The sequence below is a fragment of the Streptomyces sp. NPDC001530 genome (genome assembly GCF_042894545.1).
Classification (GTDB): domain Bacteria; phylum Actinomycetota; class Actinomycetes; order Streptomycetales; family Streptomycetaceae; genus Streptomyces.
The window spans coordinates 442,390-461,878 of record NZ_JBIAVS010000007.1; the positions used below are offsets into that span (position 1 = coordinate 442,390).

General features: G+C 71.1%; 16 protein-coding genes and 1 pseudogene. 10 read left to right on the top strand and 7 right to left on the bottom strand.

Going from position 1 to position 19,489, the window contains the following annotated elements:
- Positions 1–12: 12 nt before the first annotated feature.
- Entirely contained in the window at positions 13–1,323 is a 1,311-nt protein-coding gene (locus tag ACFY0T_RS17110) for a hypothetical protein (protein WP_388870537.1), read from the top strand.
- 84 nt (positions 1,324–1,407) lie between these two features.
- Positions 1,408–2,988: a hypothetical protein gene (locus tag ACFY0T_RS17115; RefSeq protein ID WP_388870403.1), complete on the top strand. Its 1,581-nt coding sequence runs from the start codon at positions 1,408–1,410 to the stop codon at positions 2,986–2,988.
- An 84-nt stretch (positions 2,989–3,072) separates the two neighbouring features.
- Here ACFY0T_RS17115 and ACFY0T_RS17120 read toward each other — a convergent pair whose 3' ends face one another.
- On the bottom strand, positions 3,073–3,486 hold the full coding sequence (locus ACFY0T_RS17120) for an organic hydroperoxide resistance protein (RefSeq protein ID WP_388870405.1): 414 nt from the start codon (positions 3,484–3,486) through the stop codon (positions 3,073–3,075).
- A 124-nt stretch (positions 3,487–3,610) separates the two neighbouring features.
- On the opposite strand from ACFY0T_RS17120, the gene ACFY0T_RS17125 reads away from it, so the two are divergent.
- The gene (locus tag ACFY0T_RS17125; RefSeq protein ID WP_388870407.1) at positions 3,611–4,111 is read left to right on the top strand and encodes a MarR family winged helix-turn-helix transcriptional regulator; all 501 of its coding nucleotides are present in this window, start codon (positions 3,611–3,613) and stop codon (positions 4,109–4,111) included.
- Positions 4,112–4,220: 109 nt separating this feature from the next.
- Here ACFY0T_RS17125 and ACFY0T_RS17130 read toward each other — a convergent pair whose 3' ends face one another.
- Positions 4,221–5,921 carry a hypothetical protein gene (locus tag ACFY0T_RS17130; protein WP_388870540.1) on the bottom strand — a complete coding sequence of 567 codons (1,701 nt, stop codon included), beginning with the start codon at positions 5,919–5,921 and terminating at the stop codon, positions 4,221–4,223.
- Between the two features lie 171 nt (positions 5,922–6,092).
- On the opposite strand from ACFY0T_RS17130, the gene ACFY0T_RS17135 reads away from it, so the two are divergent.
- The 5 genes from ACFY0T_RS17135 (at position 6,093) to ACFY0T_RS17155 (ending at position 11,831) form a co-directional block, all read left to right on the top strand.
- A complete protein-coding gene (locus ACFY0T_RS17135; protein WP_388870410.1) occupies positions 6,093–7,394 on the top strand; it encodes a glycosyltransferase 87 family protein in 1,302 nt (433 codons plus the stop codon).
- A 55-nt stretch (positions 7,395–7,449) separates the two neighbouring features.
- On the top strand, positions 7,450–9,045 hold the full coding sequence (locus ACFY0T_RS17140) for a glycosyltransferase family 2 protein (protein WP_388870413.1): 1,596 nt from the start codon (positions 7,450–7,452) through the stop codon (positions 9,043–9,045).
- A gap of 58 nt (positions 9,046–9,103) precedes the next feature.
- Positions 9,104–10,084 carry a UDP-glucose 4-epimerase GalE gene (gene galE / locus ACFY0T_RS17145; protein WP_388870415.1) on the top strand — a complete coding sequence of 327 codons (981 nt, stop codon included), beginning with the start codon at positions 9,104–9,106 and terminating at the stop codon, positions 10,082–10,084.
- Positions 10,085–10,155: 71 nt separating this feature from the next.
- Positions 10,156–11,094, top strand: coding sequence for an ADP-ribosylglycohydrolase family protein (locus ACFY0T_RS17150; protein WP_388870418.1), 939 nt, complete (start codon positions 10,156–10,158; stop codon positions 11,092–11,094).
- 47 nt (positions 11,095–11,141) lie between these two features.
- Positions 11,142–11,831, top strand: a complete 690-nt coding sequence (locus ACFY0T_RS17155; protein ID WP_388870421.1) for a class I SAM-dependent methyltransferase — start codon at positions 11,142–11,144, stop codon at positions 11,829–11,831.
- A gap of 2 nt (positions 11,832–11,833) precedes the next feature.
- Here the strand turns inward: ACFY0T_RS17155 and ACFY0T_RS17160 are convergent.
- Both ACFY0T_RS17160 and ACFY0T_RS17165 read right to left on the bottom strand, forming a co-directional pair.
- Positions 11,834–12,022 (bottom strand): annotated as a pseudogene (locus ACFY0T_RS17160) (LuxR C-terminal-related transcriptional regulator); the annotation flags it as partial.
- 81 nt (positions 12,023–12,103) lie between these two features.
- Complete coding sequence (locus ACFY0T_RS17165; protein ID WP_388870424.1) at positions 12,104–12,754, bottom strand: TetR/AcrR family transcriptional regulator; 651 nt, start codon at positions 12,752–12,754, stop codon at positions 12,104–12,106.
- A 160-nt stretch (positions 12,755–12,914) separates the two neighbouring features.
- Between ACFY0T_RS17165 and ACFY0T_RS17170 the strand changes: the two genes are divergently transcribed.
- On the top strand, positions 12,915–13,835 hold the full coding sequence (locus tag ACFY0T_RS17170; protein ID WP_388870427.1) for an ABC transporter permease: 921 nt from the start codon (positions 12,915–12,917) through the stop codon (positions 13,833–13,835).
- Complete coding sequence (locus tag ACFY0T_RS17175) at positions 13,828–14,652, top strand: ABC transporter ATP-binding protein (RefSeq protein ID WP_388870429.1); 825 nt, start codon at positions 13,828–13,830, stop codon at positions 14,650–14,652. Before ACFY0T_RS17170 ends, ACFY0T_RS17175 begins: the two co-directional genes overlap by 8 nt.
- Before the next feature lie 16 nt (positions 14,653–14,668).
- Here the strand turns inward: ACFY0T_RS17175 and ACFY0T_RS17180 are convergent, their stop codons facing one another.
- From ACFY0T_RS17180 to ACFY0T_RS17190, 3 genes are read right to left on the bottom strand one after another with little or no spacing between them, the layout of a single operon-like run.
- Positions 14,669–15,826, bottom strand: coding sequence for a glycosyltransferase (locus ACFY0T_RS17180; protein ID WP_388870432.1), 1,158 nt, complete (start codon positions 15,824–15,826; stop codon positions 14,669–14,671).
- Positions 15,823–18,762 (bottom strand): CDP-glycerol glycerophosphotransferase family protein, encoded by a 2,940-nt coding sequence (locus tag ACFY0T_RS17185; protein ID WP_388870435.1) that lies wholly within the window; start codon positions 18,760–18,762, stop codon positions 15,823–15,825. Before ACFY0T_RS17185 ends, ACFY0T_RS17180 begins: the two co-directional genes overlap by 4 nt.
- A 37-nt stretch (positions 18,763–18,799) precedes the next feature.
- Positions 18,800–19,285 carry a GtrA family protein gene (locus ACFY0T_RS17190; protein WP_388870437.1) on the bottom strand — a complete coding sequence of 162 codons (486 nt, stop codon included), beginning with the start codon at positions 19,283–19,285 and terminating at the stop codon, positions 18,800–18,802.
- Positions 19,286–19,489: the final 204 nt, after the last annotated feature.

The following is a 19,489-nucleotide window of genomic DNA, read 5'->3' on the forward strand; positions in this document are numbered from 1 at the left end:
GTGCTCGTCAGCATGCTCGTGCGCTATCTCGTCGGGCCCCGGTCGCCGCGCTCCCCGTGGTCCTGGGTGATCGTCCTGTCCGCCGTGTTCGCCGTCCTCCAGCTCGCGAACGTCACCGGCCGGGACACTCCCGACACCAAGAACTACCTGTCGTACGCGCTGAGCCTGCGCGGCGAGAGCAAGCACGACGCCGCCGCGCTCACGATCGACTACGCCTGCGCGGGCAAGGCATCCATCGCGCGCCGCAACCAGAGCGTCCACGTGGTGCGCTTCCACGCGCCGAGCCCCACCGGGCGGGTCATGGAGGAGTGCCGCCGCGACCAGTGGCGGGGGGTGTCGAAGCGGCTGGCGGCCGGGGAGACGGCGGGGCACACCGTGCCGTTCATGCCGCCCCGCTTCATGCGGATCTTCGAGGTACGGCCGGGATATCCGGCGCTGCTGGTCCCCTTCATCACGGCCTTCGGCGTGACGTGGGGCCTGTGGGCGTCGAGCGTCGTCATCACGGTCACCGGAGGCGTCCTCGCCTTCCTCGTGCTGCGCACCCTGCGCGCCTCCACCGGCGTGGCCCTGACCGGGCAGGCCCTCTTCTACGTGCTGCCGTGCGGCACGACGGCCATGCGCCCGATGACCGAGGGCCTGCTGCTGACGCTGACCCTGGCGGCGCTGTGGGGCTGCGCGCTGGTACTGGAGGGCCGCGCGCGGGCCGGGACCTGGCTGGTCGTCGGGTCCCTGGCGGCGCTCTTCACGGTGAAGCACTCGCAGGCGCTGTTCCTCGGGCTGTGCCTGGCGGGGGCGTGCGCGGTGACGGGCGTACGGCGCAGGCAGTGGGAGGGGCCCCTTCGCGTGCTCGCGGCGGTGGCGGGCGGCGGGGCCGTGGCCACGGTCCTCCTCGCGAAGGCGCTGCACTACCCGTCCGAGTCCGAGAGTCTGCAGGACCTGCTCACGGCCCACTTCTCGCGTCCCGACCGCACCCGCCTGTGGCCGGAGTTCCTCCACCTGGAGTTCAACTTCTGGGTGGAGTGGCTGCGCCGACAGCTCTGGGAGCCACTGTTCCTGACGGCCCTGGTCGCCGCCGCCTGGGGTGCGCTCCGCCGCCGCCCGGCCTTCGCCGGCTTCCTGCTCGCGGCCGCGCTCACCGGCGTCCTCAACCAGGCCGGGCACCCCGACATCAACATCTGGGGCGACCGGCTGATCGTGCTGGCGTGGCTGCTGCCGGTGGTGGGACTTCCGCTGCTGCTGGAGGAGGCCGTACGGCCACGGGTGCGGGCCTCGGGCGCTATGGTGCCGGGTCCGCTGCGGAGGGACACCGAGGTCGCCCGATGAGGTGACGCCCGGCTACTCCGTTGACCCTGGCGGGCATATACGGCAAATGCCGCGAACTGCCGCCCCGTCCTCCCCTTCCGCCCGGTGAGCGCCGACGTCCTCGTCCGGCGGGCCGTGCGCGGCGCCACCGCGCTGCGCGGCGGTGCCACCTGGCGTCCGACCCCGTACCAGTGCTTCGGCGCCCTGTTCTGGCTGGTGATGTCGCTCGCCTACTGGCGTGTCCCGCTGTGCTGCGACGCCGGCCAGCACGCGGCGGTCGTCGAACGCCTCAAGGCGCATCTTCTCCACCCGCTCCACCCGATGGCGGATCTGCCCGGCGCGGGCAGCCCGTACTACTCGCCGTACACGGTGGCCCAGGGAGCCTTCGCCCGGCTGACGGGGCTGGGCGGCTGGGAGGTCGTACGGCTCTCCGGCCCCTTCAACCTGCTGGTCCTGCTGACCGGCATCGGCCGCTTCGTCCGCGTACTGACGCCTCGTCAGTGGGCGCCGGTCCTCGGCCTGTTCGCCATGGTGCTGCTGTGGGGCACCGAGCGGGCCTGGTGGAGCGGCTATCTCGGGCTGATGTCGATGACGGGCAACCTCGGCTATCCGTCGACGTGCGCCATCGGACTGGCCTTCTGGGCCTGGGCGTTGACGGGCACGCGCGCGGGAGCCATCGCCGGCCCCGTCCGGTACGTCGGCCCGAGCGGCCTCAGGAGCTTCTCCGGGTACGTGGGGCTCGGCGCGCTGTACGGGCTGATCCTGCTCATGCATCCGATCACGTCGATCGCGGCGGCGCTCGGGGCGGTGGCCTTCGTGGCCGGGTGGCAGCGGGGGTGGCGAGCGGCCATCGTGGGCCGCTGGACGCTGGCGGGCGCGGCGGCGCTGCTGGTCGCGTACGACTGGCCGTACTTCGACGTCTTCGCGCTCAGCGGGGACCGCAGCGTGGACGCGATGCACGAGCGGCTGTACGAGGGGATGCCCGGGCACTTCTGGCTGGCGCTGATCGGGCTGCCCGCGCTGTGGCTGCGGGCGCGGCGGGCCCAACGGAGCGAAGGGCACTGGTGGCGGGATCCGCTGGTGCTGATGTTCGCGCTGGAGTGCCTGACGGTGGCGTACGGCCGGGTCAGCGGGCACTACACGTACGGCAGGATCCTGGGGCTCACGCTCGTACCGCTGCAGTTCGCGCTCGGGGTGGAGCTGGCGGCGTCGCGGCCGTGGCCGCGGTGGCGGTACGGGCTCGGGCTGGCGGCGGCCGTCGGGGCCTGCGTCGGGTTCCTCACCGTGCAGGCCGGGGCGGTGGTGCCGCGCGCGCTCGACCCGGTCGGCTTCGACCAGCCGCCGCGCTGGCCGACGTACGCGTGGGCGGCGCGGCACATCGAGCCCGGCGAGGCGGTCATCACGGACGGGTACTACTCCGTCCACCTGATCGCGGGCTACGGGCCGGACCTCGCCGCGCCCGCCTGGCCCGACCTCGCCCTCGACGAGGGGGAACGGCTACGGCGGCTGGCCGCGGTCCGGGCGTACCTCGACCCGGCGTCGACCCGCGCCGAACGCACCGCCGTCGCCCGCCGGTACCACGTCCGCTGGCTGCTGCTGACGCGCTGGCGCAAGGTGCCGGAGGAGGCGACGGTGGTGGCGTGGAGCCGGGAGACGGGGGAGGTGCTGGCGCGGGTCGGGTCGTGAGCCGCCGTCCGGAGACCGCGGGCCGGTAGCGCAGTGCCCCGTACCCCTGAAGGGGCACGGGGCACCTGCTGACGACATCCGGGATTACTCGACCACGAGCTCGACGGGGATGTTGCCGCGGGTGGCGTTGGAGTAGGGGCAGACCTGGTGGGCCTGCTCGACCAGCTTGCGGCCGGTGGCCTCGTCGACGGAGTCGGGCAGCTCGATGCGGAGGGTCACCTTGAGGCCGAAGCCCTCGCCCTGCTTGCCGATGCCGACCTCGCCGGTCACGGCGGCCTCGGAGACGTCGACCTTCGCCGCGCGGCCGACAAGACCGAGGGCGCTGGCGAAACAGGCGGCGTAACCGGCGGCGAACAGCTGCTCGGGGTTGGTGCCCTGACCGTTGCCGCCCAGCTCCACCGGCACGGCCAGCTGCAGGTCGAGCTTGCCGTCGGAGCTGACGGCGCGGCCCTCGCGGCCGTGGGTGGCGGTGGCGACAGCGGTGTAGATCGCGTCCATGGAGACCGTCCCTCTCAAGTCAAAGTCTTGCCGGGGCGGCCGTTCCGACCGCCTCACGGGCTCCATTAGAGCACGCAATTTAATTGCGCACAACTTAATGGCGAGAAAGAGCTACCCTGGTCCCATGACCGCCACGCCGACCACCCCGCGCCCCGAGGCCCCGTCCGACGAGGACTACCTCCGTCTCGACCAGCAGATCTGCTTCTCGCTGAACGCCGCCTCGCGCGCCTTCGGCAGCGTCTACCGCGTGATCCTCAAGGATCTCGGGCTCACCTACCCCCAGTACCTGGTGATGCTGGTGCTGTGGGAGCACGGCGAGCTGCCCGTGAAGAAGGTCGGCGAACATCTGCGACTCGACTCCGGGACGCTGTCACCGCTGCTCAAGCGCCTGGAGGCGGCCGGTCTCGTACGACGGGAGCGCAGCGCCCGCGACGAGCGCTCCGTGCACGTCCATCTCACCGAGGAGGGCATCGCCCTGCGCGAGCGCGCGCGGCAGGTACCGCGCCGGATCGGCGCGGCGACGGGCGCCGACCTCGAGGAGATCCGCGAGCTCCGTGCGCGGCTGGACCGCCTGACGGCGGCGCTGGACGCTGCGGCGCTGGAGGAGACGCCGGGCTGCGTCTAGCTCCGCGTGTGCGCTCCGCCGGCTGGAAGGGCGGTTCGTCGGCTGCGGGCCGGCGGGGGCTGGTCGCGCCCGCGAGGCGGAGCCCCTTATTCAGCAGAGCCCCGCGCCCCTAAAGGGGCGCCGCCCTGCGGACGTACAGCGTGAGCGTCACTCCCCTCCGTACCACCTCCTGCCGGGGTACGAACTCCTCGTCGACCACGGTGAGTTTGACCCGTTCGGTCGGGCTGGCCGGGTACCAGGCCGGCCGCAGGGCGAAGGGCTCGGCGACCACCCACACGCGGTCGAGCCGGGCCAGGCGGCGGCGCAACTCCCCCGGGTCCGCCTCCAGCCCGTAGAGCGTCCCGGACGCCGGGCCCGGCACCCTCAGCGCGACATCCCGGACGCCCCGGAAGCCCTTCGGATACGCCAGCGCCGACCGCCGCACGATCGACGGCAGGAACAACACCGGGTCGCCGGGGCGCAGTTCGCGGCGGGCAGCGGCGGAGACGGCAGCGAGGTTGTCGGCACCGTGGTCGGGGGTGCGGTCCTGGCGGAGGAGCGGGAGCTGGACGGCGAAGGCGAGGCTGACGGCCAAGATGCCGATGAGGGCAGCGCGGGGAAACCGTGGCCGGGGGCCAGTTGCCATCGAGCCGCCGCTCTGCAGGCAGCCGCTCCGCAGGCGGGAACTGACGACCACACCGCCATCGCGTGGGCAATCGCTCCGCAGAGCGGAACGGACAGCCACTCCGTCGTCGTGTGGGCGGTCGTTCCGCAGAGCGATGGGGGTCCCCCCTGCTCGAGCGAAGCCGAGAGCTTGGGGGAGGGTGGGCACACGACGACCACCGGCCCGCAGACGAACCACAACGCCGGCCAGCCACTCACCTCCGGCCGCAGCAAGCAACGGCGCCCCCGCCAACGCGTACAGCACATACCGCTCGTCGTACAGCGGCCAGAACCGCGAGACAGACATCAGCACCGCCGGCGGGACCACCATCAGAGGCAGGGCAACCGCCGGGAGCGACAGCTCGCCCCGCCGCGCGAGCGGCGGCCGCAGCGCAAGGGCGATGAGGGCCACGTAGGGCACGACCATCAGCGGCGCCGGACCCGTGAACGCCCCCAGCAGCCGCCCCACGCTCCAGAAGCCGGGCGGTGACAGCCAAGCGACCTGCGCGGACTGCCCCCGCGAGACGAGGATGAGCGGCACCAGCACCAGCACCGCGGCCCCCGCCGCGCACCCCCACCCCCGCCACACCCGCGCCGGCACCCGCGCGAGTGCCAGCGTCCCGGCGTGCGCGAGCAGCAGGAGCACCGCCAGCTCGTGCAGCAGACACGTGACGGCGACCGTCCCTCCGTACGCCCACCAGCCACCCGCCCTCCCCCAAGTTCTCGGCTTCGCTCGAACAGGGGGGACCCCCGTGGCCCGCACCAGCAGCACGGTCGCCCCCGCCGCCCCGGCGGCGACGAGCGCGTACGACCGGCCCTCCTGCGCGAAGTGCCCGGCCATGGGCGTGACGGCGTACAGCAGCCCCGCCCACAGGCCCACCCGCGGGCGGCTCAGCCGGACGCCGAGGGCCGCGACGAGGCCCGCGGTCGCGGCGGCGGCGCAGACCGAGGGGAGCCGGAGGGCGACCTCGCCGGGGTGCGCGGCGAGGGCGACGTGCGTCAGGACGTAGTAGCCGTGCATCAGGAGGTAGTACAGGCCGTGCACCGCGTCGACGCTGTGCAGCAGCTGCCAGATCTGCGGAAACGAGCGCCGCGCGACCTGGAACGTCACCCCCTCGTCGCGCCACATGCCGCCGCGGTCGAGCCCCCAGAGCCCGATCGCCAGCATGGCGAACACGGGCAGCAGAACGGCCACCGCCGCCTCCGGACGCCCGGCCCCGGACCGCCTCACCCAAGCCCTCACCATAGGACCGATTTTTTGCTATTAACCAATGTTTGAAAGGTATTGACGGCGTATCAACCCTCGTGAGGCATCCATGCGGCTTACGATCCGGGCTTGATGAGCGCCTCGAAGAAACCCCTCTACCTGCTCGCCGTCGCCTGGTTGGCCACCCGTTCCCTGATGCTGTGGCTGCTCGCCCACGACGAGCTCGCCCCGCTCGGCCGGGGCGCCGTCTCGCGCGAGGTGGGCCACCTATACTTCCGCTGGTACGGCGTCCTGTCGCAGGGCGCGTTTCCGGCGGGCGACCGCCTGTGGCAGTACCCGCCGGGCGCGGGCCCGGTGCTGCTCGCGCCCGCGCTGCTGCCGACGCTGACGTACTTCACGGCCTTCGTGACGCTCACGCTCGCCGCGGACGCCGTGATCGCACTCGTCCTCACGCGCGCGGGCCGACGCCCGGGCCGCAGCCTGCGCGGCGCCGCCCTGTGGACGATGGCTCTCCCCCTCCTCCTGCACATCCCGCTCGCCCGGTACGACGTGCAGGTCACCGCCTTCGCCGTCATCTCCCTGTTGACGTTTTCGCGCTCCACGCGCGCGTGCGGCGCGTTCGCCGCACTGGGGGCCCTGGTGAAGGTCTGGCCCGCGCTGACGCTGATCGGCACCCCCCGGGGCCGTACAACCCGGGAGGCCTGGACCTCGGCGGCGGTCACGGCCGCGGCTCTGCTCGCCCTTGTGGCGGCCGTCTTCAGCAACCCCTTCGATTTCCTGCGCCAGCAGGGCGGCCGGGGCGTGCAGATCGAGTCGCTCGGTGGCACGGTGCTGGGCCTCGCGCGCCGGGCCGGATGGCCGGGCCAGGTGCGCTATCAGTACGGCGCGATGGAGTTCGTCGGCCCGTACGTCTCCGCGATCGCCGTGGTCTCGCTCGCCCTCACGGTCGCCGCGTTCGGGCTTCTGCTGCTGTGGCGGGTGCGGGCGCGGCGCTGGACGGCGGCGACCCCGTACGACGCGGCGCTCACCGCCGTGCTGCTGTTCACGGTGACGAGCCGGGTGATCAGCCCCCAGTACATGGTGTGGCTGATCGGCCTGTCCGCCGTGTGCCTGACCTCGCGGCACACCACGCAGCGCCCGGTGGCCGCGCTGATCGTGGCGGCGTCGGCGGTCAGCTCGGCCGCGTACCCCGGCCTGTACGGGGAAGTCGTCCACAGCACGTGGACGGGCTGTCTGCTGATGCTCGTGCGCAACGGTCTGCTGGCGACGGCCGCGGGGCTGTCGTTCGCGCGGCTGTGGCAGTCCGGCGGCTCCACGAACAGCCCCACGAACAGCTCCATGAGCAGCACCATGATCGCGACAGACCAGGTGAAATCCGACGAGCTCGCACGGAACCCGCATCCGATTACTGCCGTCTTCCGCACGAGACACTAAGTGGCTCTTAACGGAAAATTACTCGCAAGACCTACCGTTCCGGCCCGTGGATCCCATGAACCCTCAGCACTCGCAGGTCAGTGTCATCGTCATCGGGTATGACGACGCCACCCATGTGGCCGACGCGGTGCGCTCGGCGCTCGCGCAGGGCCCGGCCGTAGGCGAGGTGATCGCCGTGGACGACTGCTCGGCGGACGGCAGCGCGGCCCTCCTCGACGGCCTCGCCGCCGACGAGCCGCGCCTGAGAGTGATCCACCGCGCGGTCAACAGCGGCGGCTGCGGCAGCCCCCGCAACGACGGCATCGACGCCGCGACGGCCCCGTACGTGATGTTCCTGGACAGCGACGACGTGCTGCCGCCCGGCGCGGTGGACGCGCTGCTCGCCGCGGCGGACGGGCAGCGCACGCAGGTCGCGGCCGGTCTGTGCGTGCGCCGCGAGCTGCCCTCGGGCCGTGAGGTCCCCTGGGAGCGGGCGCTCTACGCGGAGCCCGCCCTGATCCCGCACCCCTCCAGCCGCCCGCGCCTGGTGCACGACACGCTCTGCGTCAACAAGCTGTACCGCACCGACTTCCTGCGCGAGCGCGGGATCCGCTTCCCCGAGGGCCGCTTCCGCTACGAGGACTTCGTGTTCACCGCGCGCGTGCTGGCGGCGGGGCCGCGCATCGCGCTCATCCCCCACACGGTGTACGTCTGGCACGTACGGCGTACCGCCGCCCACCTCTCCCTCTCGCTCGACCGCGCGGACGTCGACACCTGGCGGGCCAGGACCGAGGCGAACCGGGCCGCGTACGAGATCCTGCTCGGCGCCGGTGAGAAGCGGCTCGCGCGGGCGGTGCACGCCAAGTTCCTCGACCACGAGCTGCGGATGTACACGCGCGAACTGGAGCTGCGCGACCCCGCGTACCGGCGCGCGTGGTGGGACCACACGCGCGCGTACCTCTCGTCCTTCGACGCGACCGACTTCACCGTCAACCCGACCGCCCCCGGCCGCCTCGTCGCCCGCGTCGTGCTGGCCTCCCCCGCACCCCTCGACCTGCCCCGCCTCAAGGAGCTCGCGGCCCGCCCGGCCCGGCTGCTCCCGCCGTACGCCCGCGCCTCCGACGCCACGCCCATCTGGTCGGACGACCTTCCCCAGGTCACGCTGGACCACTTCCTGGTGCGCCCCGCGCATCTGCTGCCGGCCGCCGTCGACGCCGAACTGCGGCCACGCGCGCGTGGCACCCGACTACGGCTGCGCCTGCACGAGCTGTACGGGCGGATGGCGGAGGCGGGTCCAACGTCGGTGGACGTGGAGTTCGTGCACCGCGAGGAGGGCCGCGTGGGCCTGCGCCGCAAGGCGGCTCTGCTCCCCGACCGGTACGGCGACGTCTGGACGGCCGAGACGCCGGTGGACCTGTCGGCGCTGGGCGCGGGCACGTGGGACCTCCGGCTGACGCTGCGTTTCCGCGACGGCACGAGCCGGGAGGCCACGGCGCACGCGCTCGCGGGCCCCGGCCTGCTGCGCCGCCGCGCGGTCCCCGACGCCCGCCACGGCGTCCTGCTGGCGCAGCCGTACCGCACGCACGCGGGGGCGCTGGCGCTGCGTACGGCGTCCGGATGGCGAGGTATGACCGATGTGGTACTCCGCCGCCTCAAACGCCTGGTTCACTGATACGCGACCGCACGACACACGCACCACCACAGGCTCACTGACGAGGGGACGGTCGCACATGACCTGGCTGATCACCGGCGGGGCCGGCTACATCGGGGCGCACGTCGTCCGCGCGATGCTCGACGCGGGCGAACAGGCTGTGGTCTACGACGACTTGTCCACGGGGATCAGGGAGCGGGTGCCCGCCGATGTCCCGCTGGTGGTCGGCTCGATCCTGGACGGCGAGCTGGTGTCCCGGACGCTCGCCGAGCACTCCGTCACCGGTGTCGTCCATCTGGCGGCGAAGAAGCAGGTCGGCGAGTCGGTGGACCTCCCGCTGCTCTACTACCGGGAGAACGTCGAGGGCCTGCGGGTCCTGCTGGAAGCGGTGACGGCGGCGCAGGTCCGCTCCTTCGTCTTCTCGTCCTCCGCCGCGGTGTACGGCATGCCGGACGTGGACCTGGTGACGGAGGAGACGCCGTGCGTGCCGATGAGCCCGTACGGCGAGACGAAGCTGGTGGGCGAGTGGCTGGTCCGCGCGACGGGCCGCGCCACGGGCCTGTCCACCGCCTCCCTCCGCTACTTCAACGTGGCCGGAGCGGCGTCCCCGGAACTGGCCGACGTGGGCGTCTTCAACCTCATCCCCATGGTCTTCGAAAAACTCACCGAGAACGCACCCCCACGCATCTTCGGCGACGACTACCCCACCCCCGACGGAACCTGCGTCCGCGACTACATCCACGTCGTCGACCTGGCCGAGGCCCACGTCGTCGCCGCCCGCGCTCTGGAAGCCTCCCCCGGCAGCGACTTCACCCTCAACATCGGCCGCGGCGAAGGCGTTTCCGTCCGCGAGATGATCGACCGCATCAACGCCCTCACCGGCTACGACCGACCCCCGGTGACCACCCCCCGCCGCCCCGGCGACCCGGCCCGCGTCGTCGCCTCCGCCGACCGCATCGCCACCGAACTCGACTGGAAAGCCAAGTACGACGTCCAGGACATGATCACCTCAGCCTGGTCAGGCTGGACCCGCCTGCACCCGGGAGCAAGCCGCACCTAGCCCCCGAACCCCCCGGGCCGGCCAACGTCCCCGAACCCCCGGGCCGGCCAACACCCCCGTACGCTCGCTCAATGACCGCCATCGGCACCATCCTCGGCTCCGCGGTGGGCGATGCCCTCGGCGCCCCCTTCGAGTTCGGTCCCGAAGGGGCGTTCACCGCCCGCTTTCCCGCGCCCGGGTACGGCGGCGAGATGTGCGGGGGCGGTGGCTGGGACCCGGGGGAGGCCACCGACGACACGCAGATGGCTGTGCTGGTCGGTGAGTCGCTGCTGGAGCACGGCGGTCTCGAACTGCCCGACATCTTCCGCAGATTCCAGCAGTGGGCGGCGTCCGAGCCCAAGGACATGGGCCTGCAGACCGAGGCCGTCCTCACCAGCGGAGATCCCTGGGACCTGGCCGCGGCCATCCACTACCAGGAGAGCCAACGAGCCGCCGGGAACGGCTCGTTGATGCGCGCGGCGACCTCCGCCGTGTGCTTCGCCCCGCACGGCCGGGATGCCACCGTGGCCGCCGCCCGCCGCATCGCCGCACTCACCCACGGCGACCGGGCGGCCTGGGAGGGCACGGCGCTCTTCCACGAACTGGTCCGGGTCGCACTGCAGGGCGGGGATCCCCTCACCGCGATCCCGGAAGCGCTCGACGCCGTCCACCCGGACCATCGCGCCCGCTACACCACCGTCCTCGCCCCGGACTGGCACCCCGACCAGGCCACAGAGTTCAATGGCGCCGTATGGCCCTGCCTCGGCTCCGCCGCATGGGCCCTGCGGACCACCGACTCGTACGAGGACGCCGTGCGCGCCGCGATCGACCTCGGCGGCGACACGGACACCGTCGCGGCCGTGACGGGCGGCCTGGCAGGCGCCGTATACGGGGCGAGCGCCATCCCGGGACGGTGGACCGAGCTCCTGCACGTCCCCCTGCCGGGCTCCGGCGGACGGGTCCTGCGGACGGCGGAGCTCACGGACCTCGCCCGCCGGTTGGCCAACCAACCGCAGGACACCATGCCCTGAGCGAACAGTCCCCCATGGCTTCGAAGGCCATTCGTAAGCTCGGTGGCATGAGCGCCGGGCGGACGACAGCGACGTACGACGAACACGCCGACTGGTACAACGACTTCATGTCGCCCACCACGGGCGGCGAGTACATCCAACGGGTGCACGCCACGCTTCAGGATCTTCTGGGCCCCGGCGAAGGCACCTGCCTGGACGTCTGTTGCGGTACGGGAGCCCATGCGCCCGCCTTGGCCGGGACGGGGTGGACGCCCGTCGGGGTGGATCTGTCAGGTGGTCAACTGCTGCATGCGATACGGCGGTTGCCCGTGGTCGTCGGCGATGCGACGGCGCTTCCGTTCGGGGACGGTTCCGTGCCGGCCGTCGTGTGTGTGCTGGCCCATACCGATGTGCCCGATTACGCGGCTGTGTTGAGGGAGGTCGCCCGGGTGCTGCGGCCCGGTGGGCGGTTCGTGCACCTGGGGGTGCATCCGTGCTTCATCGGGGCGTTCGCGGACTGGAGCGAGGGGCCGAGGGTGCTGCTCGACGAGCGGTACGCCGACCGGTCGCGCAGTTTCGACGCGTGGAACCCGGCGGGTGTGCGGGCCCGCGTCGGCGCCTGGCACCTCCCGCTCGCCGACCTCCTGAACGCCACCGTCGCGGCAGGACTGCAGTTGGTGCGCACCGCCGAGGCGGGGCCGGGCGGCGTCCCCGACCTGTTCGGCTTCCTCGCCGTGAAGAGCCCGGCCGACCGCTGATCTCACAAGTCCCTGTTGAGGTACGCCAGTACGGCCAGCACTCTCTGGTCTCCGCTGTCCGTCGACGGCAGGCCCAGTTTCAGGAACACATTGCCGATGTGTTTGCTGACCGCGCTGTCGGAGAGGACCAGCGTCTTGCCGATGGTCGTGTTGTCGAGGCCCTCGGCCTTCAGCTTGAGGACCTCGCGTTCGTCTCCCTGGGAGCGGGCGTCAGCCTGCTCAAGGGCCGCCGGGCAGCCGCGTGAACGGCCTCCTCGAAAGCCGCCGCGTGATCACAACGCCTTGAGCGCCGCCGCCGTGGCCCGGGCCAGACTCGCCAGGTACCCCTTGGCCAGCTTGGGCCCGCGGACCACCACCGCCCGCCAGTACAGGGGGCCCGACATCAAGTCGAGCGCGAGCTCGAGATCGATGCCTTCGCGTACCTCACCCCGCGCGGCCGCCGCCGCGACGATCCCGCTCGCGACCCCCTGCTGACCCTCGCGCAGCGCCTTCTGCATGGCGTCCGCGATGTCGGGGTTGCGGGCCGCCTCGGCCTGCAGGTCGGGGATGATCTGCCCGGCGACGGGGTGGCGCAGGGCACGCGAGGTGACCTCGTACAGCAGCCGCAGATCGCCCTCCAGGGAGCCCGTGTCAGGGGCGGGCAGCCCCTGGACCGCGACCGCCGAGACCAAGTCGAGCACCAGGTGCAGCTTGGACCGCCAGCGCCGGTACACCGCGGTCTTGCCGACGCCCGCGCGGCGCGCGATGCCCTCGATGGACATCCGGGCGTAGCCCACGGCCGCGAGTTCCTCGAAGACGGCGGCGCGGATGGCCTCGGTCACGTCCTCTCGGAGGACGGCCGCCCCGGCGGGGGCCCGTCGGCGCGGCGCCTTCCCATCGGCAGGCGCGGGGGCATCGGCGTTCGTCGTCATACGGACCAGCATAGGCCGTTACGACGAAACGGTTGCGTTCCGACGTCGGAAAGCCCTACGCTCGCGTTGCGACGATACGGTCCCGTCCCGACGTAAGAAGACGGCAAGGACGACGTAGGAAACGGTAAGGACGGACCCCGCGCACTCCACCCCCCGAGCGAAAGCAGCGGATGTGAGCCAGGTCCTCCACACACCGCCCCCGACAGCGACACCGGGTCCCCCCGCCGACGACGCCGCGGCGCTCGCCGCCCGGTACGGCCTCACCGTCAGCGGCGCCCGCCCGTCCCTGCCCGCGTACGTCCGCCAGCTGTGGGCGCGGCGCCACTTCATCACCGCCTTCGCCACCGCCAAGCTCACCGCCCAGTACAGCCAGGCGAAGCTCGGCCAGGTCTGGCAGGTGATGACCCCGCTGCTGAACGCGGCGGTCTACTACTTCATCTTCGGCATCCTGATGGGCACCAAGCACGGCGTGCCCGACTACGTGCCATTCCTGGTCACCGGCGTTTTCGTGTGGACCTTCACGCAGAGCTCGATCATGGCGGGGACGCGCGCCATCTCCGGCAGCCTCGGGCTGGTACGCGCCCTGCACTTTCCGCGCGCCTCGCTCCCGGTCTCGTACTGTCTGCAACAGCTCCAGCAGCTGCTGTTCTCGATGTGCGCGCTGGTCGTGATCCTGCTCTGCTTCGGCGTCCCGGTCTCCGCGTCCTGGCTGCTCGTGATCCCCGCGCTGACGCTCCAGTTCGTCTTCAACGCGGGCGTGGCGATGGTCATGGCGCGCATGGGCGCCAAGACGCCGGACATCGCGCAGCTCATGCCGTTCCTGCTGCGCACCTGGATGTACGTCTCCGGTGTCATGTGGAGCATCGACCGACTGCTCAGCAACCGGGACATGCCCCACTGGGTCCTGATCGCGCTCCAGAGCAACCCGGCCGCCGTGTACATCGACCTCATGCGGTTCGCCCTCATCGACAGCTTCCACGCACACCAGCTGCCGCCGCATGTGTGGGCGCTGGCCACCGGCTGGGCGCTCGTCGCCGGGGTCGGCGGCTTCATCTACTTCTGGAAGGCCGAGGAGACGTACGGACGTGGCTGACACCATCACCAAGAGCGCCATCCAGGACACCCCGCGCGGCACCTCCGACCCCCGTGTCCCGACCGTCATCGCCGACCGCGTCGACATCGTCTACCGCGTCAACGGCACCGGCGCGGGCAAGGGCAGCGCCACCGCCGCCCTCAACCGCATCCTGCGCCGCAAGCAGGCGGAGAAGGCGGCGGGTGTGCGCAAGGTGCACGCGGTCAAGAGCGTCTCCTTCACGGCGTACAAGGGCGAGGCCATCGGCCTGATCGGCACCAACGGCTCGGGCAAGTCCACCCTGCTCAAGGCGGTCGCGGGCCTGCTCCCCGTGGAGAACGGCAAGATCTACACCGATGGCCAGCCCTCGCTGCTCGGCGTCAACGCGGCCCTGATGAACGACCTCACCGGCGAGCGCAACGTCTACCTCGGCGGGCTCGCGATGGGCATGTCCAGGGAACAGGTCCACGAGCGCTACCAGGAGATCGTCGACTTCTCCGGCATCAACGAGAAGGGCGACTTCATCACGCTCCCCATGCGGACGTACTCCTCCGGGATGGCGGCGCGACTGCGTTTCTCCATCGCCGCCGCCAAGGACCACGACGTGCTCATGATCGACGAGGCCCTGGCGACGGGGGATCGCTCCTTCCAGAAGCGCTCCGAGGCTCGGATCCGGGAGCTGCGGAAGCACGCCGGCACCGTTTTCCTGGTCAGCCACAACAACAAGTCGATCCGCGATACGTGTGACCGGGTGCTGTGGCTTGAGCGGGGGGAGTTGCGGATGGATGGGCCTACGGAGGATGTGCTGAAGGAGTACGAGAAGTTCACGGGCAAGTAAGGCCGGTACGGGGGCCTCACCTCTCCAAGAACGCGAACAGCTCCTCCCAGCGCCGTACGATCTCGCCCTCCGTATAGCGCTGGATGCTCGCCCGGGCCGCCTCCCCCATCCTGTCCCGCAGCTCCTTGTCGGACATCAACGTGTTGAGGTGGCGGGCGAGTTCGCCGGTGTTGCCGAGGGCGGCCAGGAGGCCGTCCTCGCCGTCGTGGATGATCTCGTGGACGCCGGGCGCGCAGTCGAAGGCGGCGCAGGCGAGGCCGGTCGCCATGGCCTCCATGAGGGCGAGGGGGAAGCCCTCGCCGCGTGACGGCAGGACGAAGACGGAGCCGCCGTGCAGGGCGCCCGGGACGTCGCCGGTACGGCCCATCCACTCCACACAGTCGTCGAGGCCGAGCGTCGTGCACTGCTTCTTGAGGATCTCCTCGTCCTCCTCGTCGCCGGAGCCGTAGATCCGCAGGCGCCAGTCGGGGTGGCCCGGCGCGAGCTCGGCCCAGGTGTCGAGGAGCAGGTCGATGCCCTTCTCGTCGTGCAGTCGGCCGATGCTGACGACGACGTTCGCGGTGCGCGGCGAGGGCTTCTCGGGCATGAACGGGATGGGGTTCGGCATGAACGAGGCGTTGTTCATGCCCTGCCCGATCCACAGGTCGGCGTCCTCGCGGGTGAGCGCCAGCATCCGGTCGACGTCCTTGTAGTACCTGCGCACCCGCTGGAAGCGCGAGGTCGCCCGCGCGCACGCGAAGGACTCGTGGCTCATGCCGATGACGGTCAGCCCGGTCGTGTCGGCGAGCGCCACCCACTCCATGGCCCACACCTGCGTGACGATCACGACGGCGCCGGGCCGCGCGGCCCGGAACAGCGCGGTCAGCTGGGCGGCCCGCTCCCGCATCCCCGCCGCGCGTTCGGCGCGCAGCTTGCGCTCGGCGAGGTTGAGCCGCCCCTTGATGCCGCGCGCGGAGCCGACGCGCGGCGGGTGGAGGTCGTACAACGTCGTGGTGGGGTACGGGAGTTCGCCCAGCTCCTGGACGACCGCTGGCTCGGTGATGCCGACGACGTGGACGCGGTGGCCACGCTCGGTGAACAGACGGGCCATCTGGTGCGACCAACTGGTCACCCCGCCGAGCTCGTCGACACTGTTGGAGACGAAGAAGATGTCCCGCTCTGGATACTCGGTCATCCACGCCTCCACTGCGCGAAGAACTGGTCGACGATGCTCCGGGCGGCGGTCCCCTGGTCGTACTCCCCGAATTCGGCGACGAACTGTTCCCGCCTGGGCCCGTACTTGGTCGCCTGTTCCTCCAGCGAGCCGAGGGCCGCGTGCAGTTCGTCCTCGGTGCGTACGACGGGACCGGGCGCCCGGTCCAACAGGTCGAAGTAGGTTCCGCGACCCTCGTGCACGTACTCCTCGTAGTCGTAGGCGAAGAAGAACATCGGCCGGTCGAGGAGGGCGTAGTCGAACATCACCGAGGAGTAGTCGGTGATCAGTCCGTCGGCGAGCGCCAGCAGCGGGGTCACGTCGTGGTGCGCGGTGACGTCGATGACGCGGCCGCGCACGGACGGCGGGAGCACCACGTGGTTGAGATAGTGCGAGCGGACGAGGAGGACGTACCGGTCGCCGAAGGTGTCGGCGAAACGCTCCACGTCGAAGGGCAGCTCGAACCGCCGCTGCCCGCCGCCGCGTTGGCGGAAGGTCGGGGCATACAGCAGGATCTGCTTGTCCTCCGGGATACCCAACTCGGCCGCGAGGGGGCCGCGCTCACGGCGTCCGGAGGCCTCCTCCCGCTCCCTGGCCCGCACGAGCTCGTCGTTGCGCGGGTAGCCCACCCGCAACAGCGTCCGCTCCTGGAGCCGGAACGCCCGCGCGAGGGTGCGCACATCGTGCTCGGAGCGGATCAGGAACCGGTCGAAGCGGTCGAGGGTGCGCTGCTGCTCGGCTTGCTGCTCGCGGGACTTGAGCTTCCACTCGGCTTCGTCGAAGCCCATTCGCTTGAGCGCGGAGCCGTGCCAGGTCTGGATGTAGGTGGTCTGCGGCCGCTTGGCGAGCTTGAGCGGGTAGCTCTGGTTGTCCACCCAGAACTCCGCCTGCGCGAGGGCCTTAAGATAGGGCAGGGACCAGCGGCGCACGAGGGTGGCGTCGGCGGGGAATCCGTCCGGACTGCCCGCGTACGACCACACCGCCTCGAACTCCAGGCCCTGGCGGCGCATCTCCTCGTAGATCGCCTTGGGGCTGTCGCTGTACTGCCGGCCCAGGTGGCTCTCGAAGACGACGAGGCCCTTCCGTACGGGCAAGCGGGTGAACACCTCGTGGTAGAGCCGGAGTTTGGTGTCGCCGGAGGTGAGTTGCTTGCGCAGCGCCCTGGCCTTGCGGTAGCCGGACTTGGCGAGCGTGCCGGCCCGGCCGTGCACGCCCCGCTGGACGACCGCGTTCGCCTTCTTGTCGGGGACGAGCCGGAAGGAAAGATGACCGCGCGAGGAGACCATCGGCTCGATACGGTCGGCGACCAGCCGGGTGAGGCGCGGCCGGACCGGCAACTGACCCGTGACCAGGTCGGGTTCGGCGACGGTGAGCCGCGTCGTGGTGCGTACGCCGTCGACGTCAAGGCGCAGCCGTACGTCCCACACGGCGTCCACGATGCCCAGCGGCCGGACCGCCGTGAGGTCCGCCGAGGCCTCCCAGGCGATGGTCTCGCCCTCGTGGCGCAGGCTCGGCACGGGGAAGCGGAAGGTCTGGAAGCGCACGCCCTGGCGCCGGGCGTAGAACTCCAGCTCTCCGGCGAGCCGGGCGCCGGGCGGGACGATCCCGAGCGGGTTGGTGATCCGCCCGGCCAGTCGGACGGTCCCGCCGGCCTGCTCTTCGTAGTGGGCCAGTACGTTGCGCAGGAACATCTTCTCGACCGGCTTGGTGTGATGGCCGAGTTCGGTGACGTCCAGGACGTGCCGGCCGAAGGGGTCGTCGAGGTGCTCGACGCACCAGTACACGCGCCCGTCGCGCTCGACGAGCGGCGAGGAGATCTTGTCGCGGTTGGTGAGCGTGTCCACGGCGGGCAGCAGATTGTCCCAGTCGCCCTTCTGCAGCAGATAGCCGCAGATGGCGTGGATCGGCTCGGTCTCGTCGAAGGCGGCGCGGTCGATCGACTCCAGATACTGCCGGGCGATCGCGGCGAACTCCTGCCGGTAGGACGCGTCCCGGAACGGCAGCTCGCGCAGATGCAGCACGAGGTCGTGCTTGAGCCACTTGACGTCCTTGGCGAACTTCAGGTCCAACAGGCCGTTGTCCGCGAGGAGTTGGTCGACCCGGCGGTGGATTTCCATCCGGTGCGTGAAGTTGGCGATCTCATCGCGCCGGTTGCTGATCGACTTCGCCGCCGACTCCGCCGGTTTCTCCACGACCCGCCAGTCGTAGACCCGGTTGGGGATGAGGGTGATACGGCGGGCGGCCACATACGCCTGCGCGGAGAACAGCAGGTCCTCGTAATGGATCCCGACGGGGAACTCCAGCCGCTCATCGAGCAGGAACCGCCTGCGATAGCACTTGTTCGTGGAGAGGGTGTCGAAGACGAGCAGGTCAGGGAGCTCGGAGATCGACTCCAGCGTGCGGGTGCGCTCGTACAGCCAGGGATACCACTTGACCTCCTTGCCCGTGCGCGAGTCGACGTGCACCCGGACGCACAGGCCGGAGACGAGGTCGGCGCCGGTGGTCTCGGCGGCCTCCAGCATGTTGCGGCAGGCGTTGCGCTCCAGTACGTCGTCGCTGTCGAGGAAGAGGACGTAGTCGCCGCGGGCCTGGCGGACGCCGTGGTTGCGGGGGGCTCCGCAGCCGCCGCTGTTCTCGGGCAGCTGGAAGGCGCGTACGCGGTCGGGATGCTCGGCGGCCAGCCGCCGCGCCACCTCGTACGAACCGTCCGTGCTCCGGTCGTCGACGACGACGACCTCGACGCTCCGCAGCGTCTGGTCGAGCACGGAGCGCACGGCCGTGGGCAGCCGGGCGGCGTCGTCGTAGACGATGACGACCACGGATACGGCAGGGATGACCTCGGATACTTCCGGGACGACCTCGGATGCGACGGGGACGACCTCGGATGCGACGGGCGCGCGGCGGTGATCCACATTCATCCTATTAATCCTAGACATTCCTCCCGGCCGCGCCGCGTTATCGACCGCGTTGCGCGTGTTGGAACACCCATGTCCGGTACACCAGGAAGCGGAAGGCCGAGGCCAGCACGATGGACAGCGCCTTGGCGATGTTCGAGCCGAACGGGCCGCTCATGCCCAGCCCGAGATAGCCGACATAGAAGAGTCCGCTCTCCATGACGACGCCGAGCCCGCTGAACGCGAAGAAGAGGACGATCTGCCGCCTGGTGCGCGAGGCTCGGTCCCGGTAGGCGAAGAAGCGGAAGCCCAGGTAGTTGGTGCCCATGGCGATGGAGCTGGCGATCGCCGTGGCGGTCATCGGGGCCCACTTCAGGCCGTGCAGAAGGAGATTGAAGACCAGGAAGTTGACCGCGACTCCGCTGCCACCGACGACCGCGAACTTGGCCACTTCGAGCGCGATCCGCCGCGTTCGCCGGACGGCACCGGAGCGGGTGGCGGACGGGGCCGCCACGCGCGCCCGTCCCTCGTAGATGTTCACTGCCACGGGTCCGAGTCCTCCACACGTCCGTCCGACGACCGAGCCAACCATAGCCCAAATGTCCTATTTAGCAGGAATAGGTAAGTTGCGAGTCTGATTTTCCCCAGAGATCGGAAAGAAGGGATCGGCGGGGAAGGGGCCGGGGAGGCAGCCGGGAATGCGGGGAGTGCGAGCAGTAGGACCCCGCCGTACGCGAACGGGGGCGCCCCG

Excerpts from the sequence above, each read along its gene's own strand:
- ACFY0T_RS17130 (WP_388870540.1), bottom strand. The coding sequence starts at position 5,921 with ATGCTGGCGATCGGGCTCTGGGGGCTCGACCGCGGCGGCATGTGGCGC.
- ACFY0T_RS17150 (WP_388870418.1), top strand. The coding sequence starts at position 10,156 with ATGACCGCCATCGGCACCATCCTCGGCTCCGCGGTGGGCGATGCCCTC.
- ACFY0T_RS17140 (WP_388870413.1), top strand. The coding sequence starts at position 7,450 with ATGAACCCTCAGCACTCGCAGGTCAGTGTCATCGTCATCGGGTATGAC.
- ACFY0T_RS17180 (WP_388870432.1), bottom strand. The coding sequence starts at position 15,826 with ATGACCGAGTATCCAGAGCGGGACATCTTCTTCGTCTCCAACAGTGTC.
- ACFY0T_RS17155 (WP_388870421.1), top strand. The coding sequence starts at position 11,142 with ATGAGCGCCGGGCGGACGACAGCGACGTACGACGAACACGCCGACTGG.
- galE (WP_388870415.1), top strand. The coding sequence starts at position 9,104 with ATGACCTGGCTGATCACCGGCGGGGCCGGCTACATCGGGGCGCACGTC.
- ACFY0T_RS17125 (WP_388870407.1), top strand. The coding sequence starts at position 3,611 with ATGACCGCCACGCCGACCACCCCGCGCCCCGAGGCCCCGTCCGACGAG.
- ACFY0T_RS17165 (WP_388870424.1), bottom strand. The coding sequence starts at position 12,754 with ATGCTGGTCCGTATGACGACGAACGCCGATGCCCCCGCGCCTGCCGAT.
- ACFY0T_RS17120 (WP_388870405.1), bottom strand. The coding sequence starts at position 3,486 with ATGGACGCGATCTACACCGCTGTCGCCACCGCCACCCACGGCCGCGAG.
- ACFY0T_RS17110 (WP_388870537.1), top strand. The coding sequence starts at position 13 with ATGCTCGTGCGCTATCTCGTCGGGCCCCGGTCGCCGCGCTCCCCGTGG.
- ACFY0T_RS17185 (WP_388870435.1), bottom strand. The coding sequence starts at position 18,762 with ATGAATGTGGATCACCGCCGCGCGCCCGTCGCATCCGAGGTCGTCCCC.
- ACFY0T_RS17135 (WP_388870410.1), top strand. The coding sequence starts at position 6,093 with ATGAGCGCCTCGAAGAAACCCCTCTACCTGCTCGCCGTCGCCTGGTTG.